Annotated in this window: 17 protein-coding genes; 11 read left to right on the forward strand and 6 right to left on the reverse strand. The window is 58.0% G+C overall.

Annotated elements, in window-relative coordinates; genetic code table 11:
- The first annotated feature begins 3 nt into the window (after positions 1-3).
- From CAFE_RS09165 to CAFE_RS09190, 6 genes are all read left to right on the forward strand, one after another.
- Positions 4-348, forward strand: coding sequence for a hypothetical protein (locus CAFE_RS09165; RefSeq protein ID WP_066645780.1), 345 nt, complete (start codon positions 4-6; stop codon positions 346-348).
- On the forward strand, positions 338-676 hold the full coding sequence (locus CAFE_RS09170; RefSeq protein ID WP_156990444.1) for a histidine kinase: 339 nt from the start codon (positions 338-340) through the stop codon (positions 674-676). Before CAFE_RS09165 ends, CAFE_RS09170 begins: the two co-directional genes overlap by 11 nt.
- Positions 677-705: 29 nt before the next feature.
- Positions 706-1,728, forward strand: coding sequence for a baseplate J/gp47 family protein (locus CAFE_RS09175; protein ID WP_156990445.1), 1,023 nt, complete (start codon positions 706-708; stop codon positions 1,726-1,728).
- An 11-nt stretch (positions 1,729-1,739) separates the two neighbouring features.
- Complete coding sequence (locus CAFE_RS09180; protein WP_066645784.1) at positions 1,740-2,213, forward strand: hypothetical protein; 474 nt, start codon at positions 1,740-1,742, stop codon at positions 2,211-2,213.
- A 147-nt stretch (positions 2,214-2,360) separates the two neighbouring features.
- Positions 2,361-3,605, forward strand: a complete 1,245-nt coding sequence (hflX, locus tag CAFE_RS09185; RefSeq protein WP_156990446.1) for a GTPase HflX — start codon at positions 2,361-2,363, stop codon at positions 3,603-3,605.
- A 458-nt stretch (positions 3,606-4,063) separates the two neighbouring features.
- Positions 4,064-6,151 (forward strand): methyl-accepting chemotaxis protein, encoded by a 2,088-nt coding sequence (locus tag CAFE_RS09190; protein ID WP_083210095.1) that lies wholly within the window; start codon positions 4,064-4,066, stop codon positions 6,149-6,151.
- A gap of 79 nt (positions 6,152-6,230) precedes the next feature.
- Here CAFE_RS09190 and CAFE_RS09195 read toward each other — a convergent pair whose 3' ends face one another.
- The 4 genes from CAFE_RS09195 to CAFE_RS09210 all read right to left on the reverse strand — a co-directional run bounded on the left by CAFE_RS09195 (position 6,231) and on the right by CAFE_RS09210 (position 9,496).
- Positions 6,231-7,790, reverse strand: coding sequence for a DUF4179 domain-containing protein (locus tag CAFE_RS09195; RefSeq protein WP_156990447.1), 1,560 nt, complete (start codon positions 7,788-7,790; stop codon positions 6,231-6,233).
- Positions 7,732-8,268 (reverse strand): RNA polymerase sigma factor, encoded by a 537-nt coding sequence (locus CAFE_RS09200; protein WP_156990448.1) that lies wholly within the window; start codon positions 8,266-8,268, stop codon positions 7,732-7,734. Before CAFE_RS09200 ends, CAFE_RS09195 begins: the two co-directional genes overlap by 59 nt.
- A gap of 91 nt (positions 8,269-8,359) precedes the next feature.
- Positions 8,360-8,776: a YjdF family protein gene (locus tag CAFE_RS09205; RefSeq protein WP_156990449.1), complete on the reverse strand. Its 417-nt coding sequence runs from the start codon at positions 8,774-8,776 to the stop codon at positions 8,360-8,362.
- Between the two features lie 132 nt (positions 8,777-8,908).
- Positions 8,909-9,496 (reverse strand): hypothetical protein, encoded by a 588-nt coding sequence (locus tag CAFE_RS09210; protein WP_066645789.1) that lies wholly within the window; start codon positions 9,494-9,496, stop codon positions 8,909-8,911.
- Positions 9,497-9,904: 408 nt separating this feature from the next.
- Here CAFE_RS09210 and CAFE_RS09215 point away from each other — a divergent pair, with 408 nt between their 5' ends.
- Complete coding sequence (locus CAFE_RS09215; protein ID WP_156990450.1) at positions 9,905-11,035, forward strand: leucine-rich repeat domain-containing protein; 1,131 nt, start codon at positions 9,905-9,907, stop codon at positions 11,033-11,035.
- Positions 11,036-11,098: 63 nt separating this feature from the next.
- Here CAFE_RS09215 and CAFE_RS09220 read toward each other — a convergent pair whose 3' ends face one another.
- Positions 11,099-12,490, reverse strand: coding sequence for a hypothetical protein (locus CAFE_RS09220; protein WP_156990451.1), 1,392 nt, complete (start codon positions 12,488-12,490; stop codon positions 11,099-11,101).
- 29 nt (positions 12,491-12,519) lie between these two features.
- Positions 12,520-13,023 carry a flavin reductase family protein gene (locus tag CAFE_RS09225; protein ID WP_156990452.1) on the reverse strand — a complete coding sequence of 168 codons (504 nt, stop codon included), beginning with the start codon at positions 13,021-13,023 and terminating at the stop codon, positions 12,520-12,522.
- A gap of 284 nt (positions 13,024-13,307) precedes the next feature.
- Between CAFE_RS09225 and CAFE_RS09230 the strand changes: the two genes are divergently transcribed.
- From CAFE_RS09230 to CAFE_RS09245, 4 genes are all read left to right on the forward strand, one after another.
- Positions 13,308-14,528 (forward strand): argininosuccinate synthase, encoded by a 1,221-nt coding sequence (locus CAFE_RS09230; RefSeq protein ID WP_066645804.1) that lies wholly within the window; start codon positions 13,308-13,310, stop codon positions 14,526-14,528.
- Positions 14,529-14,648: 120 nt separating this feature from the next.
- Positions 14,649-16,034 carry an argininosuccinate lyase gene (gene argH, locus CAFE_RS09235; RefSeq protein WP_156990453.1) on the forward strand — a complete coding sequence of 462 codons (1,386 nt, stop codon included), beginning with the start codon at positions 14,649-14,651 and terminating at the stop codon, positions 16,032-16,034.
- The gene (argC, locus tag CAFE_RS09240) at positions 16,027-17,061 is read left to right on the forward strand and encodes an N-acetyl-gamma-glutamyl-phosphate reductase (RefSeq protein ID WP_156990454.1); all 1,035 of its coding nucleotides are present in this window, start codon (positions 16,027-16,029) and stop codon (positions 17,059-17,061) included. The genes argH and argC overlap by 8 nt, the downstream gene beginning before the upstream one ends.
- An 812-nt stretch (positions 17,062-17,873) precedes the next feature.
- Positions 17,874-18,146, forward strand: a complete 273-nt coding sequence (locus CAFE_RS09245; protein ID WP_139104080.1) for a hypothetical protein — start codon at positions 17,874-17,876, stop codon at positions 18,144-18,146.
- The last annotated feature ends 85 nt before the right edge of the window (positions 18,147-18,231 follow it).

Consider the following 18,231-nt stretch of genomic DNA (forward strand, 5'->3'; position numbering starts at 1 on the left):
ATCGTGTGGATTTCTCAGAAAATCATCGCGTCCCAGGCGGAAAGGCCCGCCGCGGAGCTTGCGAAAACGACCGGCGGCGCCGCGGCGCAGGGCGCGGGCGAATACCGGAACCTGCCGTTCGCGGGGCCGTGGGGAATCGCCTATCAGCCGCCGAACGCGGCGCAGGCCGTGATTGTCTCGACCAGCGCGGGGGACGCCTGCGTCGGGACGCTGGCCGCCGACCGGGGGCTCAAACCGGGGGAGCTGCTGCTGTATTCCTCCGGCGGGGCGGAACTTTACCTGAAAAACAACGGAGACATCGTCATCAACGGGAAGGTCTTTTCAAGGGAGGCGGCAAATGGATCTTGAACTATCCGGCGGGGATTTTCTCACCGGCGAAAACGGAAGGCCGGAATCGGTTTCCGGCAAGGAGGAGCTGTTTCAGCGGGCAACGATCCGGCTGACCGTGCCGCTCGGCTCTTTTTCCTGTGACCCGTCGCTCGGCAGCCGCCTGCACACGCTGAAATCGGGAACGCCGTTCCCGGACGAAAAGGCCTTTTCCATGGCGCAGGAGGCGCTGCGGGGAATGCCGCAGCTGACGGTGACCGGCGCGGCGGTCTCACAGGCCGACCCGCCGACCGTAACGGTCACGCTGGATTACGGCGGCGAAAGCCGTGAAGTGGAGGTGAAGCTCTGACGGAAAGCTATGAAGACATTCTGGCCAGAATGAAAAAGAAATTTACCGACCTCGCCGGGTATTCGCCGGACGACGCTTCGGATCTCGGAATTCGCATGAAACTGCTGGCGGGGGAAATTTATTCGGTGGAAACGGCGGCCGACTGGCTCAGGCGGCAGACCTTCGCGCAGACCGCGAGCGGACGGGAGCTGGATTACCGGGCGCAGGAGCGGGGAATCGTGCGGAAGGAGCCCGTCGCCGCCCACGGCACGCTGACTTTTTCCCGTGATTCGACCATCTGGTTCGACCTGCCGATTGACTCCGGAATCGTCTGTTCCACCGCGGGCGCCAATCCCGTGCGGTATGTCACGACACAGGCCGCCGTGCTGAAAGCGGGAACGCTCAGCGTGGACGTTCCCGCTGCGGCGCAGGAAAGCGGCTGCGCGGGCAACACGGAGGCCGGAACGGTCTCCGTTCTGGTCACGCCGCCCACCGCCATTCAGGCCGTAACAAACGCCGCCGCTTTTTCAGGCGGCGAGGACAGGGAAACGGACGACGCGCTGCGCTCCCGGCTGCTGCAAAGCAGCGCCGCCGCCGGGAACGGAGGAAACGCGGCGTATTACCGGGATTACGCGCTCGCCTGCGACGGGGTCGACTCGGCCAGCGTGATTCCAAGGGCGAACGGAGCCGGTACGGTGGCGCTGTATCTGGGCGGCAGGGGATGCGCCCCCTCCGACGGCGTGGTCAGCCGGGTATCGGAAGGACTCAACGCGGAACGGGAAATCTGCACCAAGGTGACCGTCGCCCCGGCGCAGACCGTTGCTTACAACGTGACGGCAAAAGTGACCGCGAAGACGGGACTTGCTTCCGCCGATGTGATTGCAGCCTGCAAAACGGCGGTTCAAAATTATTTTTACGGCCTCGGCGTTTCGGAGCAGGTGGTCCCCGCAGCACTCGTCGCCGCGCTGTTCGGCACCGGGATGATCGGCGACTGTTCCCTCAGCACGGCGTCGTCGCCGGTTGCAGCCAACCAGCTTGCCGTGTGCGGCGCCGTGACCGTTACCGTGGCTTAGGAGGGATGAGCGTGGATACCCTGGAATCGATGAAAAATCAGCTGAGCTCGACCGGCCTGTACCGGCTGGACGGCACGACGACGGTGGATTATGAGCTGGCCGCCTATGCCGAAGGGCTCAACGCGCTGCGAAACGGGCTTTCCGCCCTGCAGGCCGAAAGCTATGTTGCGACGGCGTCCGACTACGGGCTCCTGGAAAAGGAGCGGGCCTGCGGGCTGCCGTCCTCCGGCGGGGTTTCCGACCGGCGGGCGGCTTTGCTGAAGCTGGGCGCGGTGAGGCCGGGCGCCTGCACCAAAGAGGGGCTGGAATCGGCTCTTTCCGCATTTGGGCTTTCGGTCAGCCTGGAGGAGGACGCGGCAAATTCGAAAATTATCGCGCATTTTCTTTCGCAGCCTCCCTGCGGGCAAACGGAAGCCCAAAGGATACTGGAAATATTTTGCCCCGCTCATTTGACGGCGGAATCGGATTTCACAGGCGTTTCGTGATACAATAACCGTGTCATAGGGGAATGCGCCCGTTTCGACAGAATATGATTGCATTTTCCCGGAATCTGATGTATTTTGATAGAACAACGGAGAGAAAACAGGGGAAACGGACGCGGAAAACCGCAGAAAAGGAGCGGGAAATCGAAAATGCACGAAAATAAAGAGAAGCTGGAACGCGCCCTGCTGGTGGAAGTGGACACGGGGGGTTACGACGCGCAGGCGTCTTTGGCCGAGCTGTACGAGCTGACCCGCAGCGCGGGCGCGCAGCCGTTCGGCGCGATGACGCAGAAACGGCCTTCGCAGGACGCCGCGACCTGCGTGGGAAGCGGAATGATGCGGCAGATTACCGAGTTTGTTCAAAAATACGAATTGAACCTTTTGATCTTTGACTGTGAGCTGACCCCGACCCAGATTCGGAACATCGAACGGGAAAGCGGGGTTCGCGCCGTCGACAGAACAATGCTGATTCTGGATATTTTCGCCTCAAGAGCGCAGAGCAGGGAGGGCAAGCTGCAGGTGGAGCTTGCCCAGCTGAAATATCTGCTGCCCCGCCTGGGCGGGCGCGGAAGCGAGCTTTCCCGGCTCGGCGGCGGAATCGGCACGCGGGGGCCGGGCGAAAGCAAGCTGGAAACCGACCGGCGGCACATCCGGCGCCGGATCGATTCGCTCACCGCACAGATTCACGACGTGGAGATGCACCGCAGGCAGATCAGCCGGCGTAGAAAAAAAGACGGCTTTGTCACCGTGGCAATGGTCGGCTACACGAACGCGGGAAAATCGACTTTGATGAACGCGCTGACCGGCGCGGGCGTGCCGGCGGAGGACATGCTGTTCTGCACGCTGGACCCGACGGCCCGCGCGCTGCGGCTGCCGGGCGGCGAGACGGTGCTGCTGATCGATACCGTCGGGCTGGTGCGCAGGCTGCCCCATCACCTGGTGCGGGCGTTCCGCTCCACGCTGGAGCAGGCCGCGGAGGCGGACATCATTCTGAACGTGTGCGACGCTTCCAGCCCGGAGGCACCGGCGCATCTGGACGTGGCGAAAAGCCTCCTTTCTGAGCTCGGCTGCGGGGACAGGCCCGTGATTCCCGTCCTGAACAAATGTGATCTGATCCCGGATCTCGGCGAGATCCCGATGATCGGCCACGCCGTGCGGATCAGCGCCAAAACCGGGGAGGGGCTGAATCAGCTTTTGCAGACGATTGAAGACAATCTGGAGGCGCCGTCCATGCGGGTCCGGCTGCTTCTTCCGTTTACGGAATCCGGCCTTGAGGCGGAGATTCGCAAAAATGGAAGCGTGGAGAGCGAGGAATACACCGAAAACGGCTTTATGCTGACGGCGAATATTCCCCCGGACCTTTCCGGGGCGCTGAGCAAATATATTATTGAATAAGAGGAAATCTCCGTCAGGGCGCCGATAAAACCGCAATGCAATTTTACCTGCGGCGTCGGCTGCACCCGTAAAGTCCGGTCACGTACAGACAGAGCAGAGAGTCCCTTATTGGCAGGTTTGCCGTCTTGTCCCGTACGATTTTTAACGGCTTGTTTGTTTTTAAACAGGCTGGCTCCGCGAAGGATTCGCGGAGTTTTTTTATGCTTCCAAAATATGTCATACTACACCAAACGTCGGATGAAATGAATCTGATTTCGTTCCATGTGCCTAAAGTATAATCCGCAGAGTAAAATAAACGGCCCGACGCGGTGATTTTTTCCGGTTTTGAGCCCGCTGGGCGGGAAGTTTGGGAGAGGGTCTCGGTCAATTTTTTTAAGTACCGGCCGATAAATTAAAATAATACGTATTTGCTGCTGTCCCGACAAAAATTACAATTTTCAAAGGAGTTGGTCGCGGAAATGAAACTGAAATTGAACCATAACCGGGGCAAAAAACCGAAGCCGAGGCAAAATCCGGGGCATAGAATCGGAATTGATTTGGTCGGCCGCAGCCTGACGGCCAAACTGCTTCTATGGATCGGAATCCCCGTCCTCTGCTTTTTCTGCGTTGCCGCCGCGCTCGTACTGAACAATGTGCGGCAGTCCGTTTCACAGATCATCGGAACTCAGCTCAAGGCGCAGTCTGAATCGGTTTCAGGCCAGATCAGCGAATATTTCACCGGTTACCTGAAATCCGCGGAAAGCCTTGCGGCGAACACGCAGGTTCAGAAGCTGTTCCGGGATGCGGGAAAAGGCTCCTCCGTCATGCAGAGCGGCGAGTACATGTCCGTCTTGCAGACGCTGCAAAACGTTCAGAAGATGGACCCGGATAACGTTCTGGCGGTGTGGGCGGCCGATGTGGACACGAGCCAGCTGATACAGTCCACCGGGCAGGTGATGACCTCCGGTTTTACGATTACGGAGCGGCCCTGGTACAAGGAAATGGTCGGGAAAAACGGAGAAGTGCTGACGGAACCTTATCAGGACGCGGCGACGAACCGGCAGATCGTCAGCGTCGTATGCCCGGTCTATGGGGAAGACGGAAGCGCCATCATCGGCGCCGTAGGGGTAGACGTCACCCTTGACACGCTCGGGAAGATCGTGGACGGCTACAAGCTGGGAACGAACGGCTTTTTGATCCTTACCTCCAAAGACGGAATGATCGTCAGCTCGCCGGACAAAAGCTGGAACGATAAGAGCATGTCTGAGGCGGGTCTTGCGGGCAATCTGGTTTCCGCAATTTCAAACAGGACCGCGAAAATCATCACGTACCGGGCCCTTGGACACACGAATTACGGGTACGTTTCGGCGGTGGGAAAAACCGGATGGGCGGTGACGACCGGGCTGCCGGAAGACGAGTACAGCAGCTCGGTCTCCTCCGTGCAGGGAACGATGGCGCTTGTCTACGGAATTTCACTGATTCTGCTGTGCATTCTGCTGGTTCTCATCTCGCTTTCGATCGTCAGGCCGCTGAAAAAGCTGAGGGGTTCCGCGCAGAAAATCGCGGACGGCGACCTCGAAGTGGCCGTGGACGTCCGCTCGTCCGACGAAATCGGACAGGTCGGCGCCGCTGTTTCCAATATTGTGGGAAGGCTCAAGGAGTATATCCGGTATATCGATGAAATTTCCTCCGTGCTGGACCGGATCGCCGAGGGGAATCTCGTCTATGACCTGAAATGCGATTACGAGGGCGAATTTGCCAGAATCAAGACTTCGCTGCTCCATATCCGCGCCACGCTGTCGGATACCTTCGCGGGCATCACGCACGCCGCCGACGAGGTCGCGGCGGGCTCGGCGCAGATGGCGAGCGGCTCTCAGGCGCTTTCGCAGGGCGCCACGGAGCAGGCGGCTTCCGTGGAAGAGCTTTCCGCTTCCGTGATGGAAATTTCACGGAATGTCGAGAGCAACGCCGAACACGCCAAAGAGGCGAACGGACTTTCCACCGACGCCGCGGAGCAGATGCGGTCCGGAAACGAACGGATGGCGCGGCTTTCCGGGGCGATGGAGGAGATCCGCGAATCCTCCGGCCGGATCAGCCAAATTCTGAAAACGATTGACGATATCGCGTTCCAGACGAATATCCTCGCTCTGAACGCCGCGGTGGAGGCGGCGCGCGCGGGCGAGGCCGGAAAGGGTTTCTCCGTGGTCGCGGACGAGGTCCGCAATCTGGCGGCGAAAAGTTCGCAGGCCGCGAAGGATACCGCGGTGCTGATCGAAGCTTCCCTGCAAAGCGTGGAAAACGGAACCTCCGTCGCGGAGGAAACGAAGGAATCGTTCTCCAGAGCGGCGGACAGCGTCCACCGCACGTCGCAGCTGATGGAGGGAATCGCGAAAACCACGGCCGGGCAGGCCGGTTCCATCCTCCAGATCCGCCAGGGGCTGGACCAGATTTCCGCAACGGTGCAGACGACTTCCGCCACCGCGGAAGAGGCGGCGGCTTCCAGCGAGGAGCTGAGCGGCCAGGCGCAGCAGCTCAAAGCGCTGGTGGACAAATTCGAAATCGAGTAAAATCGGCGGCGCGCAGAAAAGCCGGCTTTCGGAATTTTTCCGGGAGCCGGCTTCGCGCGTTTCGGGCGGCGTTATGACGTTATGATTCAAGCGGCACGCGGACTCCGAACAGTTCGATCGATTCGATCTGTTCCGCGTCGACCAGGGTTCCGAAGCTGCCGGAAAACTCAAAATCCCCGCCGGGCCCCCCGCTTCCGCCGATTTTATTTTTGTCCTCCGTCACGACGGAACCGTCTTTCAGAAAGAGCTTGATTTCCGTGTTTGGAGAGAGCGCTTTTCTTCCGCCCTCCGCGCAGGTTCCCGAAAAAGAGATCGACAGGTCGGAAACCGTGATGCTCTGAAACGTGATAGGCAGCCCGTCCGGAGTCGTATAGCTTTTAGCCGGATGGAAGGTCCGCGATGTGTCGGCAAACGAGAGCGTGAACGGAATGTCCCATTCGCCGGGAAAACGGACCAGCGTTTCCGATTTGAAATTCCGGGCAATCCGGTAATGGTCCAGATCGTCCGCCGTGCAGTCGCCGGCCAGGCGGTTGTCGTCCATCCCGGGGTCCAGCGCGAGAACGATCCTTCCGTTGTTCACGGCAAGTTTTCGGGCGGTATCCTCTTTCACCGCCTTTTTGTATGCTTTTTCACTGTCGAAGCCCACGTGCTCCACGCCGTTCCCGGTGATGATCTCGTCAAAGAAATCGACCGGGTTTCCCGTTTCCGTGTTCTGGAAGCAAAGCTGTTTCAGCGCGGACGCCTCCGAGTCGCTGCCGGGCGTGATGCTGAGATAGAGCAGGTCCTGCTGACAGCCGTATTCCCCGGTTTTGTGGAACCCGATGTTGTCAACGTAGGAGCCGGGGTATTGGTCGGAAAACCGGACGCGCTGCTTTCCCGCCGGAATGGTCCAGCTGGGAGCGGTCAATGATTTGTCCGCATAAACGTCGAACAGCCCCGTTTTCAGAAAGTTTTCCGGCCGCTCCGGTTTCATCTTCCGGTACAGCTCCCCAAGGTTTTGACAGAGGAACCCGGCGTCCTCGCAGGAATCCACCTCGTCGGTGAAATCCTTGAGCGACAGCGTCACCGGTTTGCCGTTCTGCCCTGAAAAATCCCCCTGTGCAATCGCTTCAAACTGCGCGGTATCCTCGACGGAGGCGTCGTCCGTGCGAAAAGCGTGGCATTCGACGCTTTTTGAGCCCACGGCGAGAGTCGCCTCCGCAAAGCCGCTGCGCGGGAGCTGCGACCTGCGGTACGCGGTGGATACCTGAAGCGGCGCGGAATCCGTGCTCTTTACCGTGAAGTCGATATATATTCTCCGGTTGTCGCACGCCGTCCGGTTTACGGTGACCGAAAGCCCGCTTCCCTGCGCGGATTTTTGAACCGTTTTGCCCACGGCGGCGTTCACCGGCGCGGGGACGGAAGAATCGAGCGTCTTCTGGTAAATCGGCCCCGAAAACGGCGCGAACTGCCCAATGCCGTAGCCGACTACGGTGACGGAACCGAGCGCAAGCAGGGCGCAGACCGGAATCAGAATGCCCCAGCGGGTTTTTCCGCGGCGCGGCGTTTTCCGCATCGCCTTTCTTGTGCGGTCGAACAGGTCATTTGGAATGGGCCGGAGATCGGCTTCCCTTTTGTATTCGCTCCGAAAACTCCTCATATTCTTCTCCTTTCTCAAGATCGCGCTTCAAAAGCTCCCGGGCCCGGCTCAGCCGTTTCGCCGCTGCCGAATAGCTGATTTTTAACGCGCGGGCGATCCCATCAATCGACAGATCCTCGTAATAAAACAAATGAATCACGGTGCGGGATTGGACCGGCAGCCGCATGACGCAGCGATAAACGTCGGAGGATTCGTCCTTCTCCCGGTCCGGAAGCTCTCCGTCCGGAGGAAAAGGCTCCTCCCGGCGCCGGAGGATCTTTTTCCACAGGCTGCGGGTGCAGTTGACGGTTGCGTGAAGCAGCCACGCTTTCAGATGTTCCTCGTCCCGGCAGCGCGGCGCGAAGCGGACCAGGCGCAGGAAGACCTCCTGAAAGACGTCCTCGGCATCGGCAGGGTTTCTTGTTCTGGCAAGCGCGAGCCGGTACACCATGGTTCCATACTGCTCCAGCGCCGCTTCCGGTTCCATTGTAAACCCCATCCCCTCGACCTCCTTTCACCCGTAACACCGCCCGAACCTTGTAATCTTGACAAAAAAGTTAGGCCGACGGTTTTTTTCCCGGCGGCCCGCGTTATCTTCCCCTGTGCTTTTCTTTTCGCTTTTGCTGCCGCAGCTCGAACTTCCGCTGCTCTTCGGCCTCTTTTATTGCCCTGGTTTTTTCTTTTCGTTTCTGTTTGCCCTGTTCCTGCAAAAGCTTGAAAGCCTGCTGTGCCTTTGTGCCGGCGCCGGAATCCGCGACCTGCCGCTGAATCTGCCGCTGCATCCGTTTGGGATTGACTTTCGTTTTTTCCTGCCTGCCGGCTGTAACGCGGGGACTGAAGCGCAGGCGGTTCCAGTTTTGCAAAAAGAAATCGTACACGTCGCTGTCCTTCGGCTCGGCGCCGAACACGACCCGGGCAGCCTGCAGTTTTCCGTCCGCGGTGCGTTCGTAAACCGCAGCCCAGAACGGGTCGTCGAAAAAAACGGTCAGTTTGATGGATCCATCCATAGGAATCCTCCTAATTTCTGTGGGAGCAGGGAACGGACAACCTAGGAGGAGGGTTACTGACGGCGGTCCGCCGCGCCCGGACTACCAACCGGGGCTGTGTTTTTATCCCTGCCCATAACGATGATTTTCTATTTAATCCGCCGCAAGCGAATTTAAATACTCGAGGACGGAATCGGACGTCTGAAAAGAAAAGGTTAAGAACTGTTCCGGAAGCTTCAGGCTTTTTACAGCGTTCGAAGAAATCTTCACCTGAATGGCGCTGCTGTCCGCGAAAGTGGTCAGACGGTAAATCTCTTCGGGGTCGCCGCCGCTTACGGCGGAGTTTTTATAGACGACAAAAACAGAATTCGGACTGGAATCCGCCCCCGGGGAGTTTGAGCTGCTTTCCGTTTCCGTGGCGGCCTTGGCGAGATCGGACGCCGTCTTTTTCACAAATTCGGCCAAAACTGTCCGGTCGTCGATCGTCCGGATCAGGTGGCTGTCGTCGGCGGCGAGCACCTCAATTTTCGCGATTTTCTGGTTCTCAAACTGAGAATGAAGCAGATCGGCGGAGCTTTCCAGATCGCCGGCGGAAATTCCGGTGGCGTCTGAAACGGCCGAGCAGCCGCCGAACAGGAGCAGGGCCGCCGTGCAGAACAGGATAATTGCTTTTTTACAACGCGTTTTAATCACCTCGCTTTTTGATTTTATGATCTTGGGGTACAGTGCCCCCCAATACACAAAAGGGGGCACCCGGCCCAAATAAAAATTTGAAGCACAGCGCTGCGGCCGCGAAAGGAACGCCTTGCCCCAAGGCAGCGCACAGCGCGAAAGACTTTGTCTTCTTGAAAGAGATTGGAAACAGAGGTATAATATACCGGAAAAAGTGCGGTGTTGAACTGCAAGACTATGATACACTCTCACATCATTTTTGTACAGGAAAAGCCTGCTTCCATGCGGGCGGCCGGGAGCAGGGAGGAATCCCTGCGGACAGCGTGATGCAGAACTTCCACGGGCGGCCCGCCAAAAGGGGCGGCACGGCTTTGGGCCGGGCGGATGAGCGTGGATGCGGCGATGCGCTGCCCCTGTTAATCTGGAACGGAGGCGTTTGCCATCAAGAGGGAAAATCGCGCGGGACTTCCGCTTATTTTGGCGGCTTTTCTGATCTTTTTGTCGGCGGGCTGTGACAAAACATCCATTCCGACGCGGTTTTCGCCGCCGCGGGCGTCTTCCGCCGCGTCCGGCTCCGCGCCGGGCGCTTCCTCTTCGGCTTCTTCGGCGTCTTCCGCCGCGTCCTCGTTTGAAGCCCTCGACAAGGTCATTCCGAACGACGACTCCGGAATTCCGGACAGGGCGTTTTACAAGGCGGTTTTGGAAACAAAACAGCAGGACGGCAAGACGCCTGTGGACGAAAACGGGGACGGGAAGCTGCAGACGGGCGAGGCGCGCGCCGTGCCCTATACCGCGCACTGGGAACGGAAGGGAATCCGGTCCGTTCAGGGGGTGGAATACCTGAGCGCCGTTGAAATCCATCTGGAGCACAACAAGGTAAGCGACCTTTCTCCGCTTGTGAAACGCGCGCGCACCGCAGCCAAATCGGATTTAATCAGCGTGTATCTGAACGGCAACCGGGTGACCGGCCTGTATTCCCTGACCGCGCCAATGCTGCTTTTAAACTCGGCGGGCCTGCTGTTCGACCATCTGGACCTGTCGGACAATGAAATTACGGATTTGTCGCCGCTCGGATTACTGAAAATAACCGGAATCAAATATCTGAATCTAAGCCATAATGAAATCACAGGGATCGACGCGCTGAGCGGCGCGATGTTCGAGGTTCTGGACCTTTCGTACAATCGGATTGAAAAAGTCGGCGCGCTTCATACCGACGTGATCTATCTCGATTTGTCGCACAACCGGATCGCACGCGTCCAAAGTCTTTCGGGGAAATTCCTCACGCAGCTCTATCTGTCTGACAACGCCCTGACGGATTTAGACTTTCTTCGGGATATCCCGGGCGAGGGAACCAGCGGAAAAGGGCTTCTTTGTCTGGACGCTTCCGATAACCGCCTTGCTTCGCTTCCGGATTTTAAAGGCTGGGGCTGGACGAATCTGTCCCCGGAAAAACAGGACGGCGCCTATCAGGTGGATTTTCGCGGCAACCGCCTGGCGGAGAAAGAATTGAAATCAAAGCTGCCGGAAGCGTTCCTTACGGCGAAAGGGGCGGAAGAGGACGGCGCGAAATGGCTCAAAGAGCAGGTCGGAAGTCAGAAAACCGCGTGAAAAAGACCTGCCGATCGGAATCGAAAAGCTCCGGACAGAGACAGTGCTGCCCGGAGCTTTTTGTTAAGAGTCGGCTCTGCGGAAAGAAAAAAGATGCAGGAACAGCAAAAACAGCAAAAGCAAAATTCCGATTAAGACCAGGGTCAGAAGCAATCCGTAGTCAACATGGGAGAACGCCGGCTTCGGCGTGAGTTTTTCCGACGGGTAAAGCGAGAACGTCAGATCGCCGTCCGGCAAAGACCCGAGCTTCGCCGAGTAGGACCCATTCTGTGAACGGGTCATCGGGATGCTGCTTTTTACCAGGTACGGCGCTTTCTGCGGCGGAATGACCCGGATGCTCAGGTCTTGAAACCCGGCCCAGCTTTTCGCCGGGCTGAGCAGGTAGCCGTAGGAATATACCGGCGAGGCGGTTTTCTCCGAATTCATCGCGCCGCTCATCGGGTACCGGACGGAAACCCGCCGCGTGCCGTTCGCGGGGAACGGCACTTCATAGGTTAAAACCAGAATGCGCTGTTGATCGAGAAAGCCATACAGCTCTCCGTCGCCGAACGCGACCAGGGAGTTCCCGGCGGCCCGCAGCGCCGCGCTTGTCAGCGCGGAAAGAAAATCCTCCGTCGGGTACGCCTGATAGACCTCGGTCTGTTTCAGCTTTTCCCGCAGGAAAGAGCCGGCGTCCTGTTTTTCTTCCGTAACGTTCACGTCGTCGTCGGCTTTCTGCCGGCACTCCCCGTCTTGATAAGCCGCAACCTCCGGCTTCGACACATCGCCGAATACCAGCACGGACATCTCGCCGCTCTTCGCGTCCGACCAGCCGGTCAGGTGAATTCCGGAGCCGGTTTGGGAAAAGCCGCTGACTCCGGTGGTCAGCAGCGCGGCGTTCTCTCCCAGTGCCTGAAGGTCGGCCTTCAAATGGAAATTCCCCGCGCAGCGGAAGCGGTACAGAGTCCCCTGCCCGCTCAGCGCTTCCGGCGCGGCGGGAGGTGCGGACACGGAGCGGAGAATCTCCTGAAAGGAGGGAAGGTTCGTCTTTTGAAGCTCCCCTTCCTCCGTGAAGTAGTAGTCGGAGACTCCTCCCCTCGGCTTTTCCCCGCCGACTGAAATCCGGAACGGCAGGTCTTTGCCGTCCGCCTGAATCTGGATTTTCCCCAGTCGCGGCAGGTCGGAAAGGCTTGCGATCAGCGGGAACGCCATCTGCACGTTCCGCGCTTCCGCAGTCGGATTTTTCATTCGGTACTGTGCGGTGACCGTTGCCAGGGGGCTGAAACCGGAGTGTTCCTGCCCGGCAAAGTCGAAGGAAAGGTCCTCCTCCGTCACCGTAATCGGGCAGTCCGAGAGCGGCGTGACCGAAAAAGACGGGGAGGTCTCCCAATGGGAGGGCCCGGAGTTGGCGGAAACCGCCGCCGGGGACAGAACGATCAGCGAGGCGCACAGAACTGCCGCGCAGAGACGTTTCAAAAAAATCCCTCCTAGTCAGATCGGCGGCGTCAGGCCTTTTTCAGCACCTTTTCGATTTCACCGATGAAGACGCTGTGAAAATCGTTTTCCTTGTAGTTCTTTTCCCGAACCGCGGGGTCGATAAAGCAGTCCGGCTTTAGCTCCTGCCTGTAAAGCTTGCGGCAGATGAGGACGAGCTTCGCTTCTTCAAAGTAGGGAGCGTTTTCCGTAAAGACGGGAGTCAGGCCCGCCGCCTTGATCTTGTCGCCGTCCCTGCCGGAGTGGCTGCCGCAGTAGTTGAGCGCGGCGCGGCGGGATTCGTCGAGCACACAGAGCGAATAATGGGATTCGCGGTTCAAAAACTCCAGCGTGTAGCGGGTCGGGCGCACGTATATGGTTGAAACGTTTTTATTCCATAAAATGCCGAGGCCCCCCCAACTGGCGGTCATGGTGTTGCACTGTTCCGCGCTGCCCGCGGTAATCAGCATCCATTCCTTGTCGATCATGGTGAACGGGTTGAACTGAAGTTCCGAAATCGGAATTTCCTGAAACATAATGATTCCTCCTTTTCAGATGCCCGGCTCGGCCGGGCGGCGTTTTTTCGGTGAGCGGATTTTTGATTCGCTGCTGTTATTTTATCCCATTTTTTTAGGAATCGCAACCGAAGTTCCAAGAATCGGGGAATGTAAAAATTATCCTGAATATTACATGTATTTTTATTCAATCCGACAAAATGAATAAATATGCAAAATTGGCTTGATTTCCTGTATAAACGGCGTATAATGAAACTCAGAAAGAAAACGGAACAACGGAACTCGAGAAAAGGTGGCTGTGCGCAATGGAACATAAAATCAAAAAGGTAGTGCTGGCGTATTCGGGCGGTCTGGATACTTCGATTATTATTCCGTGGCTGAAGGAAAACTTTGACGGCTGCGAGGTTATCGCCGTGGCGGCGGACGTCGGGCAGGGCGCGGAGCTTTCCGGCCTGGAGGAAAAAGCCAAGAAAACCGGCGCCTCCAAGCTGTATATCGCGGACCTGAAAAAACAGCTGGTCGAGGATTACATCTGGCCGACGCTGAAAGCCGACGCGGAATATGAGGAAAAGTATCTGCTGGGCACGTCGTTCGCGAGGCCGCTGATCGCAAAGCGGCTGGTGGAGATTGCCAGGGCCGAGGGCGCGGACGCCATCGCGCACGGCTGCACCGGCAAGGGCAACGACCAGGTCCGGTTTGAGCTGGCCATCAAGGCGTTTGCCCCGGAGATGAAAATCATCGCTCCGTGGAGAATCTGGGACATCAAGTCCCGCGACGAGGAAATCGACTACGCGGAAGCGCACGACATTCCGCTGAACATTACAAGGGAAACCAACTATTCGAAGGATAAAAACCTGTGGCATCTCTCGCACGAGGGCCTCGATCTGGAGGATCCGGCAAACGAACCGCAGTACGACAAGATTCTGGAGCTCGGCGTTTCGCCGGAAAAGGCTCCCGACAAGCCCGCCTATGTGACCGTCGCGTTTGAAAAGGGCGTTCCGGTCAAGGTGGACGGCGAAAAGCTTTGCGGCGTGGACTTGATCGCGAAGCTGAACAAGGTCGGCGGCGAGAACGGCATCGGCATCATCGACCTGCTGGAAAACCGGCTGGTCGGCATGAAGTCCCGCGGGGTGTACGAAACCCCGGGCGGCACGATCCTGTACCACGCGCACCGCAAGCTGGAAGAGCTTTGCCTCGACAAGGACACGTTCCACTTTAAACAGATTGTCGGTCAGAAATTCTCCGAGCTGGTTTACGACGGCAAATGGTTCACCCCGCTGCGCGAGGCGCTCTCCGCTTTTGTGGATTCCACTCAGGAAACCGTAACCGGAGACGTCAAGCTGAAGCTTTACAAGGGCAACATCATCGACGCGGGCGCCGTTTCGCCGTATTCGCTCTACAATGAAGAAATTGCGACGTTCAGCGAAGACCACGTCTACAATCAGGCGGACGCGGAAGGCTTTATCAACCTGTTCGGCCTGCCCATCGCGGTTCAGGCGATGAAGAAGCAGAAGGACCAAAAATAAAAAAAGAAGCAAAAAGGACGATATTCCGAAAGGGGAACGGCCCCGTAACACGGCGCGCGGCGCGCGCGGCGGGGCCGAACCCTTCCTTTTATTTCTGATTTGTGTGAGGGGGAAGCTTTTTTGAAGCTTTGGGCGGGCCGGTTCCACAAGGAACTGGACAGCAAGGTCAATGATTTCAACTCCTCGATTTCTTTTGACAGCCGGATGGCGGAGGAGGATCTTGAGGGCAGCATCGCGCACGCGGCCATGCTGGGCGAGTGCGGCGTGATTGCGCAGGACGAGGCGGAAAAAATCCGCGGGGGCCTAACCGGAATCCTCGCGGATTTCAAGAGCGGGACGCTTTCCATCGACCCGCAGGCCGAGGATATCCACACCTTTGTGGAGGGCGAGCTTACCGCCCGCCTGGGCGACGCGGGCAAGCGCCTGCACACCGCGCGCAGCCGGAACGATCAGGTTGCCGTCGATTTGCGTCTCCACCTGAAAAAGCAGTGCGCGGGGCTGAAAAACCAGCTGAACGGGCTGATTCGGGTGCTGTGCAAAAAAGCGCTGGAGCACAGCGGCGACGTGATGCCGGGCTACACCCATATGCAGCGAGCGCAGCCCATTACGTTCGGGCATCACCTGATGGCTTACGCCGAGATGTTCCTGCGCGACGCGTCCCGCCTGAAGGACGCGGTGAAACGGATGGATTTCTGCCCGCTCGGTTCCTGCGCGCTGGCGGGGACGACCTATCCCATCGACCGGGAGCGCACCGCTTCCCTGCTCGGCTTCTCCGGCCCGACGCAGAACAGTCTGGACGGCGTTTCCGACCGGGATTTCTGCCTGGAGCTTGCTTCCTGCATCTCGATTGCAATGGTGCATCTCTCCCGTTTTTCGGAGGAAATCGTCCTCTGGTGCTCCTGGGAATTCAAATTCATCGAGCTGGACGACGCGTTTTCGACCGGGTCGAGCATCATGCCGCAGAAAAAGAACCCGGATATCGCGGAGCTGGTGCGCGGCAAGAGCGGCCGGGCCATCGGCGACATGACGACGCTGTTTGCAATGATGAAGGGCCTTCCCCTTGCCTATAATAAAGATCTGCAGGAGGACAAGGAAGCGATTTTCGACGCGGTCGATACTTTGAAGCTGTGCCTGACGGCGTTTACCCCGATGATTGACACGATGAAGGTTCTGCCGAAAAACATGCGCGCCGCCGCGGCGAAGGGATTCATCAACGCGACGGACTGCGCGGATTATCTGGTCGGAAAGGGGATGCCGTTTCGCACCGCGTACAAAATTACGGGCGAGCTGGTCGCGGAATGTATTGAGCGGGGCCTGACGCTCGAAACGCTTCCGCTTGAGGAGTATAAAAAGCGGAGCGAACTGTTTGATAAATCCGTTTACGACGCGATTTCGCTGGAGCGCTGCGTTAACGGCCGGAAGGTTCTCGGCGGCCCGGCGCCGAAGAACGTGGAGTTTCAGGCAAACCGGATTTTAAAGCTGCTGGAGGGAACAGAGGATGATTAAGGCCGGAATCGTCGGAGCGACCGGATACGCGGGCGCGGAGCTGGCAAGGCTGCTTTCGCAGCATCCGCAGGCGGAACTGGCGGCGGCGAGCTCCGTCAGCTTTACCGGGCAGCGCCTCAGCGAAATTTACCCGGCGTACTACCAGCTCTGCGATATCGTCTGCGGCACGCAGGAAGAGGCCGTTGAAAAAAGCGACGTCGTGTTCGCCGCCCTGCCGCACGGCCTTTCACAGGAGCTGGCCGCGGAGTGCTTTGAACAGGGAAAAGCGTTTATCGACCTCGGCGCGGACTTCCGCCTGAAAAACGAGGAAGACTATCAAAAGTGGTACAACGGCACGTTCGCCCACCCGGAGCTGCACGGGCAGGCGGCCTACGGCCTGCCGGAGCTGTTCCGCGACGAAATCAGGGGAAAAAAAATCGTTGCGAACCCGGGCTGCTTTACCACGGCGGTGCCGCTTGCGCTGGCGCCGGCGCTGGCCGGCGGATTCATCGAGTACAAAGGGATCGTCGCGGACTGCAAGACCGGCGTGACCGGCGCGGGGCGCGGCCTGACGCAGAACACGCATTTTGCGGAGCTGAACGAAAGCTGTTCGGCTTACAAGGTGGCGAGCCACCGGCACAATCCGGAAATGGAGCAGTCCCTGCGGCGGATCTCCGGCAAAGACGTGACCGTCACGTTTGTGCCGCATCTGCTGCCGGTGAACCGGGGAATCCTCGCGACCTGCTACGCGCGGCTGAAAGACGGCGCGACGCCGGACGAGGTGCGCGCGGCGTATGAGAAGAAGTATGCGGGCGAGTATTTTATCCGGCTTCTGCCCGAGGGCAAAGCCGCGGACATCAGGAACGTCCGCCTGTCGAATTTCTGCGACATTTCTCTTCATTTTGACCCGCACGACTCCATGCTGATCGCGATCTCCGCGATCGACAACATGGTCAAGGGCGCGGCGGGGCAGGCGGTGCAGAATATGAATCTTCTGTTCGGGCTTGACGAAAAGACCGGCCTGACGGCGATTTCTCCCGCGTTCTGAGTGCCTTTTACGGACGCAAAGCGTCTTTCGCGCTGCGTGCAGCGCGGCACGATCCCCCGGCACCTGTCAAGGGGAAAAGCGATGTTCTAAAGCCCACTGCTTCTCATTGGCGACGGGGGCTCCGGAATGAAAGCCACTGCTTTATGAGAAGGCAACTGTAAGTCATTAGCTTGCCTTGACTCAAGCCGTCGATATTCCAATCTCATTCATCTTAGAAAACTTGCTATTACGCCTGTGGATTCTCTATGCGCTGCAACAGTTAACTTTAGCAACTGACAATTCTCTGTATGCTTTCTAACTAAGCACGCAGGGAAAGAATGGGACCGTCAATGAAAAGCACAACACTTGAGAATTGGAGCGGGTCCCTTGACAGGTGCCGGGGGTGTAGGGGGGACGGTTAGGTACCTTCCTCGACGGGAAGTTGAAGTCCCCTAACTATTACTTTCTCATAGCCCCCAGTTGAGGGTTCCTAAGTTGAGAACAGAGATTTATTTCTTTCTGTTTCTAAGGCTCAAGGCCGCGTAGCGCGATAGACGCTTTGCGTCCCTGTCCGGCCTGAGGACAGAGTAAAATAAAAGAAATAATTAGGGTTAAGGGGCACTTGGCCCCAAGAAGAAATCAAAAATGCCGCTCTGCGGCGCGGAAAGCCCCATTCCGACCCCGTGCGGCCTGAGGACAGAGAGAAAATTAGAAAAAATTAGGGTTAAGGGGCACCTTGCCCCAGAAGAACAACAGCTGTGTGCGTTATTCTGATTGGAAAATCACTCTTGTTTTGTGGCAGAATCGAAAAAAACAGAGAAAGGGTGTTGACCATGTGGTTTTGGCAGAGAACCGAACTCTGGCTGGGGTATTCCATGGAGGAATTCAACCGGCTGCGCCGAATCCTGGATCAGAATGGGATCGAGTATGATTACAGAATCAGGGACCGCATCAAAATGGACCCGTTCGGCTCGGAGCGGAGGATCAACTCGATGGCGCGCATGGGCGAAAACCCCGCCTATCGGAAGAGGTACTATCTCTATGTGAACAAAGAGAATCAGGAGTACGCCCGGCATCTTATCAGCGATTCACCAAAGGAACAGTGATTGAAAAAAAGTTCCTGAATTTAATTCCTGAAACGGCGGAGAAAACATCCTCCCGCGCGGGCAGGATCAACACGGGAGGCTGAAA

It is taken from the genome of Caproicibacter fermentans (genome assembly GCF_009746625.1).
Lineage (GTDB): Bacteria > Bacillota > Clostridia > Oscillospirales > Acutalibacteraceae > Caproicibacter > Caproicibacter fermentans.